15 protein-coding genes and 1 pseudogene are annotated in these 19,222 nt (G+C 72.3%); 3 read left to right on the top strand and 13 right to left on the bottom strand.

Features of this window, described 5'->3' with window-relative positions; translation table 11 throughout:
* Window positions 1–15: 15 nt before the first annotated feature.
* From AB0J86_RS19325 to AB0J86_RS19310, 4 genes and pseudogenes are all read right to left on the bottom strand, one after another.
* Window positions 16–1,977: pseudogene (locus tag AB0J86_RS19325) on the bottom strand (DUF5941 domain-containing protein); the annotation flags it as partial.
* A complete protein-coding gene (locus AB0J86_RS19320) occupies window positions 1,974–2,720 on the bottom strand; it encodes an ABC transporter ATP-binding protein (protein WP_363858862.1) in 747 nt (248 codons plus the stop codon). The pseudogene AB0J86_RS19325 and the gene AB0J86_RS19320, both read right to left, overlap by 4 nt.
* Entirely contained in the window at window positions 2,720–3,532 is an 813-nt protein-coding gene (locus AB0J86_RS19315; RefSeq protein WP_363858860.1) for an ABC transporter permease, read from the bottom strand. The genes AB0J86_RS19320 and AB0J86_RS19315 overlap by 1 nt, the downstream gene beginning before the upstream one ends.
* Window positions 3,533–3,796: 264 nt before the next feature.
* Complete coding sequence (locus tag AB0J86_RS19310) at window positions 3,797–5,224, bottom strand: L-serine ammonia-lyase (RefSeq protein ID WP_363858858.1); 1,428 nt, start codon at window positions 5,222–5,224, stop codon at window positions 3,797–3,799.
* A 205-nt stretch (window positions 5,225–5,429) separates the two neighbouring features.
* On the opposite strand from AB0J86_RS19310, the gene AB0J86_RS19305 reads away from it, so the two are divergent.
* Window positions 5,430–5,639, top strand: a complete 210-nt coding sequence (locus AB0J86_RS19305; protein ID WP_363858856.1) for a PspC domain-containing protein — start codon at window positions 5,430–5,432, stop codon at window positions 5,637–5,639.
* 362 nt (window positions 5,640–6,001) lie between these two features.
* Here the strand turns inward: AB0J86_RS19305 and AB0J86_RS19300 are convergent, their stop codons facing one another.
* The 9 genes from AB0J86_RS19300 to pdxH all read right to left on the bottom strand — a co-directional run bounded on the left by AB0J86_RS19300 (window position 6,002) and on the right by pdxH (window position 16,209).
* Window positions 6,002–7,930: an arabinofuranosyltransferase gene (locus AB0J86_RS19300; protein WP_363858854.1), complete on the bottom strand. Its 1,929-nt coding sequence runs from the start codon at window positions 7,928–7,930 to the stop codon at window positions 6,002–6,004.
* A gap of 170 nt (window positions 7,931–8,100) precedes the next feature.
* Window positions 8,101–9,348 (bottom strand): glycosyltransferase family 2 protein, encoded by a 1,248-nt coding sequence (locus AB0J86_RS19295; protein WP_363858852.1) that lies wholly within the window; start codon window positions 9,346–9,348, stop codon window positions 8,101–8,103.
* A gap of 293 nt (window positions 9,349–9,641) precedes the next feature.
* Window positions 9,642–10,472 (bottom strand): DUF4230 domain-containing protein, encoded by an 831-nt coding sequence (locus tag AB0J86_RS19290; RefSeq protein WP_363858850.1) that lies wholly within the window; start codon window positions 10,470–10,472, stop codon window positions 9,642–9,644.
* Between the two features lie 136 nt (window positions 10,473–10,608).
* Window positions 10,609–11,778: an acyl-CoA dehydrogenase family protein gene (locus AB0J86_RS19285; RefSeq protein WP_363858848.1), complete on the bottom strand. Its 1,170-nt coding sequence runs from the start codon at window positions 11,776–11,778 to the stop codon at window positions 10,609–10,611.
* Window positions 11,779–11,847: 69 nt separating this feature from the next.
* Entirely contained in the window at window positions 11,848–12,147 is a 300-nt protein-coding gene (locus AB0J86_RS19280; RefSeq protein WP_363858846.1) for a type II toxin-antitoxin system VapB family antitoxin, read from the bottom strand.
* Window positions 12,148–12,354: 207 nt separating this feature from the next.
* Complete coding sequence (locus tag AB0J86_RS19275; RefSeq protein ID WP_363858844.1) at window positions 12,355–12,957, bottom strand: nitroreductase family protein; 603 nt, start codon at window positions 12,955–12,957, stop codon at window positions 12,355–12,357.
* An 87-nt stretch (window positions 12,958–13,044) separates the two neighbouring features.
* Complete coding sequence (locus AB0J86_RS19270; RefSeq protein ID WP_363858842.1) at window positions 13,045–14,013, bottom strand: aldose 1-epimerase family protein; 969 nt, start codon at window positions 14,011–14,013, stop codon at window positions 13,045–13,047.
* Window positions 14,014–14,239: 226 nt separating this feature from the next.
* Entirely contained in the window at window positions 14,240–15,454 is a 1,215-nt protein-coding gene (locus AB0J86_RS19265; protein ID WP_363858840.1) for an MFS transporter, read from the bottom strand.
* 98 nt (window positions 15,455–15,552) lie between these two features.
* The gene (gene pdxH / locus AB0J86_RS19260) at window positions 15,553–16,209 is read right to left on the bottom strand and encodes a pyridoxamine 5'-phosphate oxidase (protein WP_363858838.1); all 657 of its coding nucleotides are present in this window, start codon (window positions 16,207–16,209) and stop codon (window positions 15,553–15,555) included.
* A gap of 255 nt (window positions 16,210–16,464) precedes the next feature.
* On the opposite strand from pdxH, the gene AB0J86_RS19255 reads away from it, so the two are divergent.
* Window positions 16,465–17,571 carry a citrate synthase 2 gene (locus AB0J86_RS19255; protein WP_363858836.1) on the top strand — a complete coding sequence of 369 codons (1,107 nt, stop codon included), beginning with the start codon at window positions 16,465–16,467 and terminating at the stop codon, window positions 17,569–17,571.
* A 373-nt stretch (window positions 17,572–17,944) separates the two neighbouring features.
* Window positions 17,945–19,072 (top strand): phosphoserine transaminase, encoded by a 1,128-nt coding sequence (gene serC / locus AB0J86_RS19250; protein WP_363858834.1) that lies wholly within the window; start codon window positions 17,945–17,947, stop codon window positions 19,070–19,072.
* Window positions 19,073–19,222: the final 150 nt, after the last annotated feature.

Below are 19,222 nucleotides of genomic sequence, written 5' to 3'. Positions count from 1 at the left end.
ATCTATCCTTTTCCAACCCGAATCGACACTAGCGCCGCGGGCCCGGCGCTCGCGGACGGCCATCACCCAGCCGGCGGTCGCGCTCACCATGAAGACCACGAAGAGGTACCCGGCGAGCACGGCGATCCCGATCGACGCCACCCCGGCGAGGACCGCGAGGGTCAACAGGATCAGCCGGCCGTCCCAGCCCAGCCCGAAGTTGCGCAGCAGCGGCGCCCGCTCGTGCTTCTCCAGCCGCGAGGTCAGGTTGTAGTGGTGCAGCGCCAGCACGAAGAGCAGGGCGAAGGTCACCGGCCCCGGCACGTCGGCGGCGACGTCGATGGCGATCACGAAAACGTACTCGGCGGCCCGCAGCGCGGCCGGCACCAGCCAGTCCAGCGCCCCGTTGTGCGGCACCGCCGCCCGCAGCCCGGCGGTCAGGGCCACCAGCAGGGCGGCGACCACCGTCACGCGCAGCCCGACCCCGCGTACGCCGGTCAGGGCCACGCCGAGCAGGGCGGCGCTGCCGGCCAGGCCGACCACCCCGGAGAGCAGCGGTCCCGGCTGGCGCAGCCGGCGCCCGACGTCCCCGAGCCGGCGGGCGACGAACCCGTCGTCCCGGTAGAGCGCCGTGTCGACGCCGGAGAGCACCGCCACCCGCATCGAGTGCGCCCGCACCGTGCGCAGCAGCAGCGTGTACGCGGCCGCGAGACCGCCCCAGACCAGCACCGCCACCAGGCTGACCAGCGGGTTGAACAGCGCGGCGGTCAGCGCGATCAGGGCCCACCGCTCCCCGATCGGGAAGACCACGGTGCGCTTGAGCCAGTAGCTGACCGAGCCGGTGTCGGCCTGCACCCGGGTGGAGGCGCGGCTGAGCCGGTCGCCCAGCCCGCCGGCGGGCGCCGTGCCGGCTGGCTTCGCCCGGCGGGCCGCCTCGTCGTGCAGCACCCCGTACCAGGTGTCGGTCATGTGCCGGGCGGTCTGGAGGGTCATCGCGGCGATCGCGAGGGTCCAGCCGTTGCCCAGGCCGGCCCGGTCGACCCCGATCGCGAGCCCGGCGTAGACCAGGTACTCCTTCGCCCGGTCGGCCATCGTGTCGAGCCAGCCGCCCCACGGGCTGAACTCCCGCGTGTACCGGGCCAGCTGCCCGTCGACGCAGTCCAGCACGAAGCCGAGGTAGAGCAGGACCGCGCCGGCGACCAGCGCGGGCCGGCCCCCGTACCCGAAGAGCGCGGCGGCGGCGACGGCGAAGAGCACCGAGATCGCGGTGACCCCGGTCGGTCCGAGACCGATCCGGGCGGCCAGCCGTGTGACGTGCGGCGACCAGCTGCTGACCGCGAACGTGGTGAAGAAGTCGTCCCGCTCCTTGACCGAGAGGCGCAGCTCGGCGGCGTCCGAGTCGACCGCCGCCACCTCGGCCTCGGCCGCGGCGACCGCGCGCTGGCCGGTGGCACGCCGGGCCACGAGCAGCCGGACCCGGTGGGCGGAGATCGTGGTGCCGCGGGCCAGCGCGGTGAGCACGCGGTCCAGCACCGGCCCGTGGCCGGCCTCCCCGGCGGCGGCGCGGGCGGCGTTCACCAGCGCCGGCAGGTCGGCGGTGCCGACCTTCAGGGCGCCGCCGAAGGTACCGGTGGCCGCGTCGCCCAGTTCGCCGGGCGAGCCGGCGATCACGACCTGGCCGCGGTCCTCGGCGACGGCGGCCTGGCCGGGGCCCGCCTCGGCGGCCGGGAGCACCAGCGCCACGGTCGGGCCGACCGGACTCGTGGCGAGATGCCGCAGTACCGCCGTGTGCGCGACGAGGTCGTCGCCGCAGAGCAGGACCGGCTCGCGCGCCGTCGCGACCAGCTCGGCCAGGCCGGCCGCGGTCGTGACGGTGGCCACGTCCCGGGCGCCGGCCTGGCGGAGCTGGGCTTCGAGGTGCTGGGTGAGCGGTTCGCCGGTGGCCAGCGTGACCGGCTCGGCGGCGGGTGTCGAGCGGAGCAGCAGCGCCAGCGTCACGTCCGGACCACGTTGTTGTACGCGTCGAGCGCGTCGCGCACCGTACCGTCGATCTTCAGTTCGCCCCGGTCGAAGTAGAGGCCGCGGGTGCAGAACCGGGTCAGGTCGCCCTCGTTGTGCGAAACCAGCACCAGCGTGCGCCCCTCGGCGAGCAGCCGCTCGATGGTGTCGTAGCACTTCTTCCGGAACTCGGCGTCGCCGACCGCCATCACCTCGTCCATCAGCAGGATGGGGTGGGTCAGGTGCGAGATCACCGCGAAGCCGAGGCGGACCTTCATACCGGACGAGTAGTGCCGTACCGGCGTGTCGACCGCCTTGCTGACCTGCTCACCGGCGAACTCGACGATCTCGTCGAAGTGCCGCTTCAGGTAGTTCGGGCTCAGACCGTGCAGCGAGCCGACGAGGTGGACGTTCTCCCGGCCGGTGAGGTCGTTGGAGAAGCCGGCGGAGAGTTCGAGCAGGGGCGCGACCTCCCCGCGTACCTTGATCCGGCCCTCGTCCTGGATCAGCACGCCGGCGATCAGCCGGAGCAGCGTGCTCTTGCCGGTGCCGTTCTTGCCGATGATGCCGACCGCGTCGCCCGACTGGATCTGGAACGACACGTTCCGCAACGGCCAGAACTCGTTGGCGTGGGGCTGGCGCCCACCCCGGTGGATGAACATCTCGCGGATCCGCAGCTGCCGGCGGCGGTTGCGGACGAAGCGGATGCCGAGGTTCTCGGCCTCGATGATCGGCTCGCTCACTAAAGCTCCTTGAGCACGGCGGGCTCGAGTGCCCTGAATACCCACCAACCGCCGAAGAAGAGCACCACACTGCCGATTACGGAGATGGCGAGCAGGCCGTTACTGGGGAATTCCGAGGGGTACCAGACCGCGTGGAACAACTGGTAGATGCCGACCAGCGGGTTGAGTTCGTAGAGCGTCTTCAGCCACTCCGGCATGCCCGACTTCTGCACCAGGGCCAGCGGGTACGTGATCGGGGTGGCGTAGAAGAGCAGCCGGGTGATCAGCCGCATCATCCGGTCGACGTCCGCGAGCAGCACGTTGAGCGAGGAGAGCAGCATCGCCACGCCGGTCAGCAGCACCATCAGCAGGAGCACGCCGAGCGGCAGGGCCAGCAGGTTCATCCCGAGGCGGAACTCGCCGAAGTACACGGCGAGGGCGATCAGCACCGGCAGGCCGGCGACGTACTCGGCGAAGCGCCCGATCACCCGGCCGAGCGGGAAGACCTCGCGCGGCACCCGCATGGTGGTGATCAGACGGGCCTGCCCGGTCAGCGCGGAGGTCGCCTCGCTGATGGCGGAGTTCGTCCACATCCAGGCGAAGATGCCGGTGATGAGGAACAGTGGGTACGAATCCTTGGCCGGCCCCAGGTGCTGTCCGGTGCCGTAGAGGACGCCGAAGACGAACCAGTAGATAATGCCCATGGCCAGTGGCTCGATCAACGACCACAGGTAGCCGAGCACGGACTGCTGGTACTTGACCGCGAGGTCCCTACGCACCAGCAGACGGAGTGCGTTGCGGTGCGACCAGACCCCCATCACGCTCGCCGTCACGCCTGCCTCCCGGCACGGGGGAACGACGGCTGGAGGCCGGTTCGCCGGAGAATTCCGCCGACCCGCCCTGATCGGATCACGTACCGACCTCTCCCTCTGGCCGTCACGCGCGGCCATCCTGGAAACCATTGTGCTCGCGTGTCTGGGCCGGGTCCGACGGACACGGCGTACCCCGCGGCGGCGAGCCCGCTCCGGCGGGCCGCTTGACGCGCCATAGGTTAGCAGTAAGGAATCCAGGGAAGTAAGCGGACAAGGCCGCTACGCTCAGCACTCGATCACGTTCACCGCGAGGCCCCCGCGCGCGGTCTCCTTGTACTTGACCTTCATATCGGCACCGGTCTCCCGCATTGTCTTGATTACCTTGTCGAGCGAGACCGCGTGCACACCGTCACCGCGCAACGCCAATCGGGCGGCGGTGATCGCTTTGATGCTCGCCACCGCGTTGCGCTCGATGCACGGAATCTGCACCAGTCCGCCCACCGGGTCGCAGGTGAGCCCGAGATTGTGCTCCATGCCGATCTCGGCCGCGTTCTCCACCTGCTCCGGCGTGCCGCCGAGCGCCTCCGCCAGGCCCGCCGCCGCCATCGAGCAGGCCGAACCCACCTCGCCCTGGCAGCCGACCTCCGCCCCGGAGATCGAGGCGTTCTCCTTGAAGAGCACGCCGATCGCCGCCGCGGCGAGCAGGAACCGGATGATCCCCTCGGGCGAGGCGGACGGGACGAACCGGTCGTAGTAGTGCAGTACCGCCGGGATGATCCCGGCCGCGCCGTTGGTGGGCGCGGTCACCACCCGGCCGCCGGCCGCGTTCTCCTCGTTGACCGCCAGCGCGAAGAGCGTGACCCAGTCCATCACCCGCAACGGGTCGCCCGGCCCGCCGGCACCCGTCGCCCGGGCGCCGCCCGGCCCGGCGTCGCCGTACGAGTGGCCGGCGTCGTCGGCCTCCAGACCCCGGCGCAGCTCCGCGGCGCGGCGGCGTACCCGCAGCCCGCCCGGGAGCACGCCGTCGGTGTGGCAGCCGCGCTCGACGCACTCCCGCATCACCCGCCAGATCTCCAGCAGGCCGGCCCGGATGTCGGCCTCGCTGCGCCAGGCCCGCTCGTTGGCGAGCATCACGTCGCTGATCGACAGCCCCGCCTCGGCCGCCATCTCCAGCAGCTCCACCCCGGTCGTGAACGGGTACGGCACCACCGTCGGGTCCGGCTTGATCCGGTCCGCGCCAGCCGCCGCCTCGTCCACCACGAAGCCGCCACCGACGGAGTAGTACGTGCGGGCCCGCAGCACCGCGCCGCTCCGGTCGTACGCCGTGAAGATCATCCCGTTCGGGTGGTACGGCAGCGAGCGGCGCCGGTGCAGCACCAGGTCCCGGTCGTGGTCGAAGTCGATCTCGTGCGCGCCCAGCACGTCGAGCCGCCCGGTCGCCCGGATGGCGGCGATCCGTTCCGGCACCCCGTCGGTCTCCACCGTCTCCGGCAGCTCGCCGGCGAGCCCGAGCAGCACCGCCCGGTCGCTGCCGTGCCCGTGCCCGGTCGCGCCGAGCGAACCGAACAGCTCCGCCTGGATGCGCGCCGCCTCGACCAGCAGCCCGTCCGCCTTGAGCCCGGCGGCGAAGGTGCGCGCCGCTCGCATCGGCCCGACGGTGTGCGAGCTGGACGGCCCGATCCCCACCGTGAACAGATCAAAGACGCTGATCATCGCTACCCCCATCGCCAACTGCGCCGACCGGCGGCGAGCCTACCCCGATCCTGCGCCCCGGCTTCCCGGCCGGCCAGCCGGGGTACAGCACCTACGGGTGCCGGTCCCGCGAATCCGCCTCCGGTCGGAGGCCGGCGTGGCCGGCGGTTCATACCGTGGATGGCAGGTGCGGCGCAACCGCCGCGGAGTTGGAGAAGAAGAGACGATGAGTCGCAAGCTGGTCCGCCCCCGTGACAACCGAATGATCGCCGGCGTCTGCGCCGGGCTCGCCCGCCGGTTCGGGCTCTCCACCGGCCTCGTGCGCCTGCTCTTCGTGCTCTCGCTGCTCCTGCCCGGCACGCAGGTGATCATCTATCTGGCCCTGTGGATCATCATGCCGAACGAGGACCGCTACCTCGCCAACGCCGCCCACTGACCGACCCGAACACGCACCGGCCCGGTCCACCAGTTGCGGACCGGGCCGGACGCGAAGGACCGCCACGGTGCACGAGCGCCGGGCGCCGATCCGGCTCGACCAAGCGAACCGGGTCGGTGCAGGAGCCATCCGCCGAGGGCGCGACGTGCCGGAACTCGGCCCGCTCCACCCGGACGCGGCGCCCGAGCGGACCGGCGAAGAGCGACCAGGTCAGGGGTGGGGGCCGCCGTGCCCCGCGAAGACATCAAGCGTGACGGGCTGAGCGGGGCCTGGCGGCCCCACCCCTCCACCCGCCCCACGACGCACCGCGAGCAACGAACGGTCCTCACAACCCCGACCACGACGCACCGCCACCAACAAGATCAGCGCCGGATCGCCACCACGATCTCCTCCGGCAGCCCGTCCACGATCGTCCAGTACTGCGGCGAGAACTGTGTCGGCTGGAACGCCTGCTCGTCCTGCCAGTTCCAGGTCCCCGCCTCCTTGTGGAGCACGAAGACGTCGATCGGCCCGAACGGGGTGTCCCCGCTGCGCTCCGCGAACTGGCGCGGGTCGCTGATGCCGGCGAGGGTACGGATCTCCGCCCGCCGGTCGTCCCAGCGCGACAGCGTGCTCCCCGCGGTCCGGTCGTTGTCCAGGTAACCGGGCCAGGGCAGGTACGAGAAGAGCCGGTCGTCGGTGGAGAGCGTCACCGGGTCCGGCTTCGGGCCGAGCACCCGCTCGACCGCCTGCTGGACCTGGTCCACCGGGAACCACGGCCGGCGCCCCTTGCTCGGCGCGTACTTCGGGTAGCCGCCGCCGGGCAGCGGTTCGGCGAAGGCCGCGGCCGCGTACCCGCTGGTCTCGGCGTAGCTGCCGCCCGGGAAGCTCTTGCCGCTCTCCGGCATCCACCGCATGGTGAACGTGATCGCGGAGGCCGCGAGCGCGACCGCGAGCAGCGCCGCGGTGGCCATCCGGGGCGGTGCCGGGCGCAGCCGCCGGAGGATGATCGGCGCGACGTGCGCCAGCACCAGGATCCCGGCGATGGTGAAGATGACGCCGTAGAGCCGGGCCGTGTAGTGCAGGAAGCCGGTGTGCTGGGTGAGGCCGTAGCGGAGCATCGAGAGCAGCCGGTACCCGTAGACCCCGATGACGATCAGGCCCAGCGGCCGGGCCCACCAGGCCGACCGCCAGAGCCAGACCAGGCCCACCAGGCCGACGAACTGCAGGAGCCCGATCGGCGACCCGTCCAGGAACGGGAAGATCCCCATGTTGATGCCGCGCGACACGTAGAGGTCGGAGATCGACTGGCCGCCCTTGGTGAGCGAGGCCCAGACGAACGGGACCACGTACCAGGACGAGGCGACGAAGGCGACCGCGACGATCAGCCCGAGCCGGCGCAGGTAGGACCAGCGGGTGGCGCGGTCCCGCCAGGCGATCACGACGAGGGCGAGCACCCCGATCGCCGAGTAGACCATCCACGCCTGGTAGGTCACCACGATGAGGCCGCCGATCAGGCCCGCCGGCAGCCAGTGCATCCGGCGCGGCGTCCGCGCGAAGACCTCCAGCACCCACGGTACGAAGATCGCGAGGGTGAGCACCTCGAACGCCTTGCGCGGGTCGGACCAGGTGACCAGCCCGATCGCGGCGATGGCGAGCGCGATCCAGGGCGACACCAGCCGGCGCCACATCAGGAACGCGCCGAGCACGGCGGCGGAGGTGAAGAGGACCTCGGCGTCGGCGACGAGCCGCCACGCGGGCTCGTGCAGCAGCACCGAGGCCCGCCCGACGAGCCAGGCGTAGAACGGCGGGTACTCCGAGGGCAGCGACGGGATCAGCGTGTCGGTGCTCGCCAGCGTGGTGGTGTACCGGGTGGCCGAGGCGGACATCCGCCCCATGTCGCCGAAGAGCCCGCCGAAGCCGAACGGCGTCCCGTAGAGCGCCGAGCGCAGCATCAGCACGATCCAGGCGGAGCCGAGCCCGGCGGCCAGGCCGGCGACGAGTTGCCCGGACCGGCGGGTCGCGAGCAGGAAGACCGCGACGATCAGGCAGAGCGCCCCGGCGATCGGTACGGTCGTGGCGCCGGCGGAGAAGGGGTCCCGGCTGACCACGCTCGGGATCACGAAGGCGACCGGGGTGGCGATCAGCCAGGTGAGCACCGCGACGGTACCGCCGTTGAGTAGCCCTCCGAGGGCACCGCGTCGCGGCGCTGGCGCCGGCGCGGCTGCCGGCTCGGTCGCGTCCGGCTCGGCCGGATCCGCGGATCCGGCCTGGTCGCCGGCCCGATCGGGTTCCGGTACCGGCGCGAGCACGGGGTCAACGGTAGCGGGGGCGGCGGCGCTGCCCGCGCCGGACGTCCCCGGCGTGGCCGGGTCCGGCGCCGCCGCCGGAGCGGCGGCGCCGGACGGGACCAGTTCGCTCGTCGGCTCCGGATTCACCGGTTCCGGCTCGCTCGACCGCGTCCTCAACGTCATGGCGGAGGTCAGCTACCGGTACGGGCGAGGTCCGCGTCCGCGGCCTCGACCGACTCGACCTGCGGCTGCTTGGTCCCCGTCCGCGACTCGATCGGGCGGAGGCTGAGCAGGCTGGCGAAGAGCCCGGCGAAGAGCACGGTCACGCCGAGCCCGATCGCGGTCGAGGAGGGCAGGACCACGCGCAGCGTCTCGGCCAGGTCCTGGTCGCCGAAGCCGCTGGCGCCCCAGGCGGAGACCGCGAGGATCGAACCGGCCAGACCGAGCAGAATCAGGATCAAACCACCGGCGGTGCAGGTCTCGAACCGGACGAGCCGGGCCCACCAGGCCACCTGCTTCTGGTTCGTGATGCCCTCGGTGTGCCCGTAGATCAGAGCGAAGACGCCGAAGAGCAGCAGTTGCGCCCCGACCAGCATCGCCAGGCAGGTGTAGACCATGGTGCTGATGTCGAAGCCGACGCTGCCGATCCGGATCGGGCCGAAGGAGAGGGCCGCGGTGCCGAGCAGGCCGAGCACGAAGAAGATCAGCCCAGGGTTGATCAGGGTCTTGCGCGGCGCGAAGACGAGCAGGAAGCGCAGGTGGCGCCAGCCGTCCCGCCAGGTACGCAGGTGCGGGGCGCGGCTGCGGCCGTCGGGCTGGAGGGTGGTGGGGACCTCGACGATGTCGTACTTGTTCAGGGCGGCGCGCACCACCAGCTCGGAGGCGAACTCCATGCCCGGCATGCAGAGGTGCAGGTCGCGGATGCGGTCCCGGTTGAAGCCGCGCAGGCCGCAGTGGAAGTCGCCGACGTTGCGCAGGCCGAAGAGCCGCCGGCCGAGCCAGGAGAGGACCGGGTTGCCCAGGTATCGGTGCAGGGGCGGCATGGCGCCCGGGGCGATGCCACCCCGGAAGCGGTTGCCCATTACGACGTCGTGCCCGGCGCGCAGCTCGCGGATGAACGGCTCAAGGTTCGACAGGTCGTACGAGTCGTCCGCGTCACCCATGATCACGTACTTGCCACGGGCCTGGTCGATGCCGTTGAGCAGCGCCCCGCCGTAGCCACGGATCGGCGCGTGCACCACGCGGGCACCGGCGCGGGTCGCGATCTCCTGGGACCCGTCGGTCGAGCCGTTGTCACTCACCAGGACCTCGCCGACGACGCCGAGTTCGTTCAGCGCCCGAATGGCCTTGGTTACGCAGACCTCTAGTGTCTCAGCCTCGTTGAGGCACGGCAGGAGGACGGTGACCTCGACTTCGTCCTTGGCAGCAGGGAGTGCCACAGGCGTTCTCCAAGATTGGGTTCGGACTGGGTGGCACGGCGACGCCGGGCCATGTCACGGCCAGTCGGTGGCCGTCGATGCTGTACCGCGCTGGACGATACCGCGACGCCTACGCTCCGACCGGGTCCGCCCAAGACCCGTAGGAGAATACCTGGTGTCCCCGGGACGAAGTGCCCCAGTCCATCGCCTCTCGACCCGGCCGTCCGTTCCGCCGTCGAATCCCGGACGACCCGCACCGCCGACCGGCTCACCGGTCGGCGGTGTCCGGCCGGAACGGGCCGGCCGGGCAGAGGCTAGGCCGCCACGTAGCTGATGGTGACCTTCTCGTAGCCCAGCGACCGGAGCAGCCCTTCCAGCATCTTCCGGGTGTTCTCCTGGGCCCGGTCCGGCAGCCCGCTGTCCCGGGCCGAGGCCGCGATCCGCTCCTCGGCCAGCTGGTAGACCTCACGCTGCCGGTTCGGGTCGCCGCCGAACACCTCGCCCAGGCGGTTGAGCAGACCCCGGTCCTCGGCGAAGACGTAGCTGTGCTCCAGGTCGAGGTTGGTCTCACCGAGCTGCGGCGCGGGCAGTTTGATCTCCACCGACTTCCGGTCGGCCGACTCGGTGATCGCCCCCTCCGCGATCTTGGAGAAGTCGACGTAGCACTCGACGCTGCCGGCGCCCACGAAGAGCGTCCGGTCGTTGAGCAGGAAGTCCGGCACGTACTTGCGGTCCTTCTGCAGGTCGATCACGACCTGGAAGTTCCCCTCGGCGGCCACGTAGCGGCTGAGGTCCTGGATCGACTTGAGCAGCGGCGGCTGGCTGCGGTCGGTGGTCTCCTGGGCGAACGGGTTGCGCCAGCTGGGCCAGAGCCCGGCCGCCTGCACGCCGAGCACCAGCACGACCGCGAGGCCGACGATCCCGGCCAGCCAGAACAGCCCGCGCCCGCGACCGCGGGTGGGGGCGTCGACCAGTTCGGGGTTCGACGGCGCCGGCTCGCCGACCGAGCCGAGGGCGTCGTCGCCGGTCGACGGTGCAGTGCCCGGCTTCGCGGGCAGCGTGGCCTGACCCTTCGCGTACTCCGGAAACTCGCGGGTGGGCTGGTTGATCTCGCCGTTGCCGGACATCACCCTCACCGTCCTCATCAGACAACTGCCTAACGCAAACGGTACGGCCAGGGTGCGACAGTCGCGACCGCAGGAGCGGGTGACGGCGTACCCGGCGGCGCGCCGCCCGACGCCGGGCGGCCCGCGGCGGGCGCCGGGCCCCGCGCGGCGGGCGTCAGGCGAAGGCGGAGAGGCCGGTCAGCCGCTGTCCGATTACCAGTTGGTGGATCTCCGCGGTCCCCTCGTAGGTCAGCACGCTCTCCAGGTTGTTGGCGTGCCGCAGCACCGGGTACTCGCCGCTGACGCCGTTCGCGCCGAGGATGGTCCGGCACTGGCGGGCGATCGCGAGCGCCTCGCGTACGTTGTTCAGCTTGCCGACGCTGACCTGCTCGGGCCGCAGCCGTCCCGCGTCGGCCAACCGGCCCAGGTGCAGCGCGAGCAGGTAGCCCTTCTGCAGCTCGACGGCCATGTCGGCGAGCTTGGCCTGGGTGAGCTGGAAGCCGGCGATGGGGCGGCCGAACTGCTCCCGGCCGACCGCGTAGTCGAGCGCCACGTGCAGGCACTCGCGGGCGGCGCCGAGCGCGCCCCAGACGATGCCGAACCGCGCCTCGGTGAGGCAGCTCAGCGGCGCCCGCAGCCCGGTCCCCTCGGGCAGGGCCGCCTCCGCCGGCAGCCGCACCTCGTCCAGCACCAGCTCGCCGGTGGCCGAGGCGCGCAGCGAGAGCTTCTGCCGGATCTCCCGGGCGGCCACGCCGGGGCTTCCCATCGGTACGACGAAGCCCTGGATCCCCGCCTCGGTGCGCGCCCAGACCACCGCCACGTCCGCGACCGGCGCGTTGGTGATCCACATCTTGGTGCCGCTGAGGACCCAGTCGGTACCGTCCCGGCGGGCGCGGGTCGTCATCGACGCCGGGTCGGAGCCGTGGTCCGGCTCGGTGAGGCCGAAACAGCCGATCGCCTCGCCGGCCGCCATCGACGGCAGCCAGCGCTGCTTCTGCTCCTCGCTGCCGTAGCGCCAGATCGCGTACATGGCGAGCGAACCCTGAACCGAGACCAGGGAGCGGACGCCCGAGTCGCCCGCCTCCAGCTCCAGGCAGGCGAGCCCGTACGCGACCGCGGAGGCGCCGGCGCAGCCGTACCCACTCAGGTGCATGCCGAGCAGGCCGAGCCTGCCGAATTCGAGGGCGAGTTCACGTACCGGCGCCTGGCCCCGTTCGTACCAGCCGGCGACGTGCGGGCGTACCCGGTCGTCGACCACCTGGCGCACGACGGCGCGGATCTGGCGCTCCTCGTCGGTGAGCGAGTCGTCGAGGTCGAGCAGATCGAGCGGGAGGACCCGGGCCATGGGAGTCACCTTAACGAGTGATCAGCGCCGGCGCCGCACGGCGGCCCGGCCGGGGCCCGGCCGGGCGGGTCACTGCGCCGGCAGCACCAGCACCCGGGCGTGGATCTGGTTGCGCTGCTGCAGCGCGGCGCGCAGCGCCCGGTGCAGGCCGTCCTCCAGGTAGAGTCCGCCGTTCCACTGCACGACGTGCGGGAAGAGGTCACCGTAGAAGGTCGAGTCCTCGGCGAGGAGCTTGTCGAGCGCCAACTCCCGCTTGGTCGTGATCAACTGGTCGAGCCGCAACGGGCGCGGCGGGATCTCCGCCCACTGCTTCAGCGTGAGCCCGTGGTCGGCGTAAGGACGTCCGTCCCGAACCGCTTTGAAGATCACGACGGCACGCTCCCCTCCCCATGACCGAGCTGACTTTCCCGCGTCGCCGGCGCGCGACACACCGCGACGCGCCGTACCGACGACCCGTGCCAGCCTAGCGACCACGGGCGACATCGCGGTTTGTTCCAGGATGTCAGCTTCGTTACTGCCGTTGCCTGCAACCGGGCCGCCCCGGGGCGCGGGAGAACCGGACCCGGCGCGGCTGGATCAGCTCCATTGTCCGCGATGTACGACCTCCTCGACCGGTCGCCGACCGCGCCGGAGCGACGGTGACCGGTGGTCGGCGGCGCGGTAACCGATGGTGATGGCGCCGATCGGCGTGAATTCGGGCGGTACGCCGAACTCCTCCCGGTACGTCGCCTCCCGCTCCGGGGGAATGCCGAAGAAGCAGGCGCCGAGCCCCTCGTCCACGGCGGTCAGCAGCATCAGCAGCGCCGCGAAGCCGGCGTCGATGTGCCAGTACGGCACCGGCCAGCGCCGCTCGTCCCGGTCGGTCCAGCCCTTGTCCGGTTCGGCGTACCGGTCCAGGTAGGCGCCCCGGTTCGAGTGCGGTACGACGATCAGCGGCGCCCGCCGCATCCCGGTCAGCCACCGCCCCGGGCCCGCCGTCTCGGGCGTGGTCGCCGCCCAGAAGCGCGCCCGGTCCTCGGCGGACTCCAGCACCAGGAAGCCCCAGCCCTGGGAGAACCCGGCCGACGGGGCCCGTACGGCGTGCGCGAGCAGCCGCTCGACCACCTCGGGCGGCACCGGCCGGTCCGGGTCGTAGTTGCGCACCATCCGGCGCCGCCGTACCACCTCGGCGAACTCCACCCGCGCTCCTCTCGCACTTCCCTCGCACTTCCCTCGCCGATCTAGGGCATATCGTCGTGATTGGCGATCGACTAACGCGGATTTGCCCTAGATCGACGGGGTGGGGGGCGTCGACGAGGCGGGCGTCGTGACGGTGATGCCCCAGCCGCCCCGCCAGGTCTCGCCCGGCGCGAGGACGATCAGGTCTCGGCCGGAGCGGAACGCGTCCGGCGGGCAGGTCATCGGCTCCACCGCCACCGAGCGTCGGTACCGCTCGCCGGTCAGGGTGTCCCCGGTGAAGACCTGCCACCAGCCGAAGGACGCGTCGGCGTCGACGCGTACCACGGTCGAGCCGTCCGGACTGGCCAGGCTCGCGGCGAAGGTGCCGTCCGATTCCGGCTCCGGGTCGCCGAACGGGGTGTCGAGCACCAGGTCGCCGATCCGGCGCGGCTCGGTGAAGTCGTACTCGCTTCCGGCCACCTTCGCCTCGCCGATCGGGAGCAGCCGCCCGTCGACCAGCAGTCGGCTGCGGCCCGGTACGCGCAGCAGCAGGTCGTCCACGGCCACCCCGGGCACCCGCAGGTACGGGTGCACGGCCAGCCCGAACGGGCAGGGCTCGGCGCTCGTGTTCGTCGCCTCGTGGCTGACCCGCAGCCCCTCCGCCCCCACCCGGGCGCGGGTACGCAGGCTCAGCGACCAGGGGTAGCCGGGCTGTGGGGGCAGCTCGCAGCCGATGGTGACCTCGTCGTCGGCCTGCTCGACCAGGTGCCAGGGCATCCAGTTGACCAGCCCGTGCACGGCGTTCTGCCGGGCCGGTTCGGTCAGCGCGAGCTGGAGGTTCCGCCCCTGGAAGGCGTACCGGCCGTCGCGGATCCGGTTGGGCCAGGGCGCGAGCACCTGCCCGGCCGAGCCCACGCAGAGCTCGTCCTCCCCGTACCCGTCGAGGTACGGCACGCCGTCGACCTGGTAGCTCCGCAGCCCGCCGCCGACCTCGACCACGACGGCTTCCTGGCCGCCCGAGGCGATCGTCCACTGTGTACCGGAAGGGCGGCGCGGGCCCGACTCGACGTTTCCCATGCTGGGACGATATCCGGTACCGCCGGGTCGCGCCCGGACGGCGGCGCGCACCGCGCCCCGGAGCCGGCGAGGGCGGCGTCGCGTCCCGCGCGGGCCCAGCCGGTCCGGGCGGCCACGCGGCGCAGGCTCAGCCAGTCGCGTCCCGCGCGGGCTCAGCCGGTCCGGCGGCGATCACGGCGGCGATCACGGCACCGCCGGGCCCTGCCGGTCCGAGCCTCGCGCGGGGTCAGCTGGTCGCGCGGTAACGCAGCAGCGCCGGGAAGGTGACGGCCAACACACCGGCGAGCACGGCCGCCGCGATGCCACCGCCCACCCAGGCGGTACCGACGCCGAACGCCGCGGCCGTCGCGCCGGCCCGCAGGTCACCCAGGCGCGGACCGCCCGAGACGACCACGATGTTCACCCCCTGCAACCGGCCCTGCAGCCGGTCCGGGGCGTAAACCTGGAGCAGTGTCTGCCGGGAGACCGCGCTCACCAGGTCGGCCGCGCCGGCCAGCGCGAGCAGGCCGATCACCAGCCAGAACTGCCGGGCCAGCCCGGCCAGCGCGATCGTCACCCCCCAGGCGACCACCGCGGCGACCAGGGCCACGCCCTGCCGCCGTAGCCGGCTGAGCCAGCCGGAGGTGAGCCCGCCCAGGACGGAGCCGATGGCGATGGCGCTGTAGAGCCAGCCGATGGCCGCCCCGCCGCCGAAGCGCTCCTGGGCCACCTCCGGAAAGAGGGCGCGCGGCATGGCCAGCACCATCGCGATGATGTCGACGGCGAAGGAGAGCAGCAGCACCCGGGTGGTCGCCAGGTAGCGGAACCCGTCCGCGATGCTGCGCAGCCCGGCCCGGCGCGGGGCGCCGCCGTCGGGGTCCGGCTCGGGCGGCATCGACGGCAGGCGGAGCGTCGCCCAGACGGAGACGGTGAAGAGCAGCGCGTCGACGGCGTAGGCGATCGGGATGGCCACCGTGCCCGACCAGGCCGCGAAGATCAGGCCGGCGGTGAGCGGGCCGAGCACCTCGCCCGCCGTGGAGGTGGTGAAGCCGAGCGTGTTCGCGGCCGGCACCAGCTCCGGCGGAACCAGCCTCGGGATGATCGCCTGCCGGGTCGGCGAGCTGATCGCGAAGGCGGTGGACTGCACGGCCACCAGCACCAGCAGCAGCACCGGGCTGCCGACCCGCAGCAGCGCCTGGAGCAGCAGGCCGAAGGTGGAACACCAGAGCAGCGCCGAGCCGGCCAGCAGCAGCCGGCGCCGGTCGACCACGTCCGCCACCGCGCCGCCCCAGAGGCCGAAGATCAGCAGCGGTACCAGCCCCGCGATGCCGATCAGGCCGACCCAGAGCGAGTCCCGGGTGAGGGTGAACATCTCCACCGGTACGGCGACCGCCGTGAACTGGAAGCCGTAGCTCGACACGCCCGAGCCGAGCCAGAGCCGCCGGTACGCGGGCACGCGCAACGGCCGTACGTCGATCGCCCAGCGGGCGGAGCGCCAACGGCTGGTCGTACCCGCCGGGTTCCCTCGCCGGTCCTTACTGTCCTTACTACTGACACTGGTCAAGGCGCTAGCCGCTCGATGATCCACTCTCCCTCATCGGTGCGACGGTAGCGCAGTCGATCGTGCAGCCGCCCGGTCCTCCCCTGCCAGAACTCCACCGTCTCCGGCACCACCCGCAGCCCGCCCCAGTGCGGCGGGGGCGGCACGGGCTCGCCGTCGGGAAAGCGGGCGGCAGCGGCCGCGAGGCCCGCCTCCAGCGCCGACCGGTCCGGCACGACCCGGGACTGTGGGCTGGCCCACGCGCCGAGCTGCGAACCGCGCGGCCGGCTGGCGAAGTACGCCTCGGTCTCGGCGCGCTCGACCGGGACCACCCCGCCGCAGACCACCACCTGCCGGTGCAGGGGAAACCAGGGGAAGACGAGGCTGGCATGGGGGTTCGCCAGCGCCTCGGTGCCCTTGCGCGACTCGTAGTTCGTGTAGAAGACCAGCCCGCGCGCGTCGTACCCCTTCAGCAGGACGGTACGGCCGCTGGGCCGGCCGGCGCCGTCGGCCGTGGCGACCACCATGGCGTTCGGCTCGGGCAGCCCGGCCGCGACGGCCTCGGCGAACCAGCGGCCGAACTGGGTCGGCCAGTCGGGTGCGAGTTCGGCCGGGGAGAGTCCCCGTTCCTCGGCGTAGTCAATCCGCATCGCCGCCGGTTCCACTGTGTCCCCCATCACGCACCATCCCTGGTCACACCCGCTCTGACCTGCATGAATCGCATACTGGCCAGCGAATTTACCGGCGCCGACCCTACGCGCGCCCGGCCCGCGCGGGGATGTCGGACTTAGCACAGCCGCGCAGGGTCGCAAAGTCAGTTACCCAACAGGCAAGATGGCACGAATACATCCCTGAGGATCGCCTAAGTAGCTCCACCGGGCCGCCCGGACGAGCCCCCGGGGTGCGCGGAGAACCCGAGCCAGGAGAGCAGAATGTCCGACTTCAAACCGGGGTTGGAAGGTGTCATCGCCTTCGAGACCGAGATCGCCGAACCCGACAAAGAGGGCGGCGCGCTGCGCTATCGGGGCGTCGACATCGAGGACCTGATCGGACAGGTCTCGTTCGGCAACGTCTGGGCGCTGCTCGTCGACGGGCGGTTCGGCCCCGGGCTGCCGCCCGCGGAGCCGTTCCCGGTACCGGTGCACTCCGGCGACATCCGGGTCGACGTGCAGTCGGCGGTGGCGATGCTCGCCCCGTACTGGGGGCTCAACCAGCTGCTGGACATCACCGACGAGCAGACCCGGGAGGACCTGGCCCGGGTCTCGGTCACCGCGCTCTCCTTCGTCGCGCAGTCAGCCCGCGGGCTGGGGCTGCCGGCCGTACCGCAGAAGGAGATCGACAAGGCGCAGACGATCGTCGAGCGCTTCATGAAGCGCTGGCGGGGTGAGCCCGACCCGCGGCACGTCAAGGCCGTCGACGCCTACTTCATCTCCGCGGCCGAGCACGGCATGAACGCCTCCACCTTCACCGCGCGGATCGTCGCCTCCACCGGCGCCGACGCCGCCGCCTGCATCTCCTCCGGCATCGGCGCGCTCTCCGGCCCGCTGCACGGCGGCGCGCCCTCCCGGGTGCTGCACATGATCGAGGCGGTCGAGCGCAGCGGCGACGCGGAGGGGTACGTCAAGGGCGTGCTCGACCGCGGCGAGCGGCTGATGGGCTTCGGGCACCGCATCTACCGGGCCGAGGACCCCCGGGCGCGCGTGCTGCGGCGTACCGCCAAGGAGCTCGGCGCGCCGCGGTTCGAGATCGCCGAGGCGCTGGAGAAGGCCGCGCTGGAGGAGCTGCACGCCCGCAAGCCCGACCGGGTGCTCGCCACCAACGTCGAGTTCTGGTCGGCCGTGGTGCTCGACTTCGCCGAGGTGCCGGCGCACATGTTCACCTCGATGTTCACCTGTGCCCGGGTGGCCGGCTGGTCGGCGCACATCCTCGAACAGAAGCGCCTGGGCCGGCTGGTCCGCCCCTCCGCCCGGTACGTGGGCAGCGGCCCGCGCAAGCCCACCGAGGTCGAGGGCTGGGACGCCATCCCGCACGGCGTCTGAGCCGACGAGCGCCCGAGCCGACCGACACCGAGTCACGCGCACCAGAGCCGGCCGGCGCCCGAGCCGACCGGCGCCCGAGCGGCGCGGAAGGGCCCCTTTCAGGATGGGAAGGGGCCCTTCCGCATACCTCGGGGCAGATGTGTCGTACGCCTCAGCCGCGTCCGTGGGACCACGGCGTCCACCGGCCGGGACAGGTGCGAGGATGGGTGCTCGGCAGCGTCGCCGGACCACCTGCTCGGACCGGGTCCGCCGGCCGGCGGGGGTGCCTCGCAAGCACCGAGATCCACGAGGCAGTCCCGGACGCCGCGGAGCCGGATACCGCGCCCGCCAGCTCACCGGGCCGCAGGCCCACCCGGAAGGATCTTCGATAACCGTGGCTGACGTATCGTCCATTCGGATCCCCGACGAGATCAAGCCCGCCGACGGCCGCTTCGGCTGCGGGCCGTCCAAGGTCCGCCCGGCGGCGGTATCCGCGCTCGCGGACGTCGCGACGACGTACCTCGGCACCTCCCACCGGCAGAAGACGGTCCGCGACCAGGTGGCCCGGCTGCGCCGCGGCCTCGCCGAGTTCTTCTCCCTCCCGGAGGGGTACGAGGTGGTCCTCGGCAACGGCGGGACCACCGCCTTCTGGGAGGTCGCCACCTTCGGGCTGGTCCGGGACCGGGCGCAGTTCGCCAGCTTCGGGGAGTTCGGCGCGAAGTTCGCCAAGTCGGTGAAGGACGCGCCGTTCCTGGGCGAGCCGACGGTGCGCAAGTCCGACCCGGGCACGGCGCCGGCGCTGGTCGCCGAGGCGGGCGTGGACGTCTACGCCACCCCGCACAACGAGACCTCCACCGGCGTGGCCGTGCCGATCAGGCGCGTCGCCGACGCCGACCCGGAGGCGCTGCTGCTGGTCGACGCCACCTCCGGTGCCGGCGGCCTGGAGGTCGACGTGCGCGAGACGGACGTCTACTACTTCGCGCCGCAGAAGTGCTTCGGCTCGGACGGCGGCATCTGGATCGCGCTCATGTCCCCGGCCGCCCTGGCGCGCGCCACCGAAATCAAGGAGTCCGGCCGGTACATCCCGGCCTTCCTGGACCTGGTCACGGCGATCGACAACTCTCGCCTGGAGCAGACGTACAACACCCCGGCGCTGGCGACCATCTTCCTGGCCGCCGAGCAGACCGACTGGATGAACGCCCAGGGCGGGCTGGCCTGGGCGACCAAGCGCACGGCCGAGAGCGCCGGCATCGTGTACGGCTGGGCCGAGCGCTCGTCCGTCGCCACGCCCTTCGTGACCGACCCGGCGCTGCGCTCCAACGTCGTCGCCACCGTCGACTTCGCCGACGGGGTGGACGCCTCCGCCATCGCCAAGGCGCTGCGCGCGAACGGCATCGTGGACACCGAGCCGTACCGCAAGCTCGGCCGCAACCAGCTGCGGATCGCCCTCTTCCCGGCGGTGGAGCCCGCCGACGTGGAGGCCCTGACCGCCTCGATCGACTACGTGGTCGAGCGGCTCTGACCGACCGCCAACGGGGGTAGTGGCGACACCCTCGTCCCCCGGGCCGAGGCAGCGAGTCGGCGGTCTGCTCCCAGTCGTCCAGCGGGATCGAGAGGTAGACGGGTCCGGTCGGTGGTTGGCTGGCGACGGCGTACGCCCGCATCAGGGCCG

The organism is Micromonospora sp. NPDC049559 (assembly GCF_040676675.1).
Taxonomy (GTDB): Bacteria; Actinomycetota; Actinomycetes; order Mycobacteriales; family Micromonosporaceae; genus JBFAPK01.
Note: the sequence above shows the minus strand (reverse complement) of the source record. Positions and strands in the feature narration are given on the sequence as shown.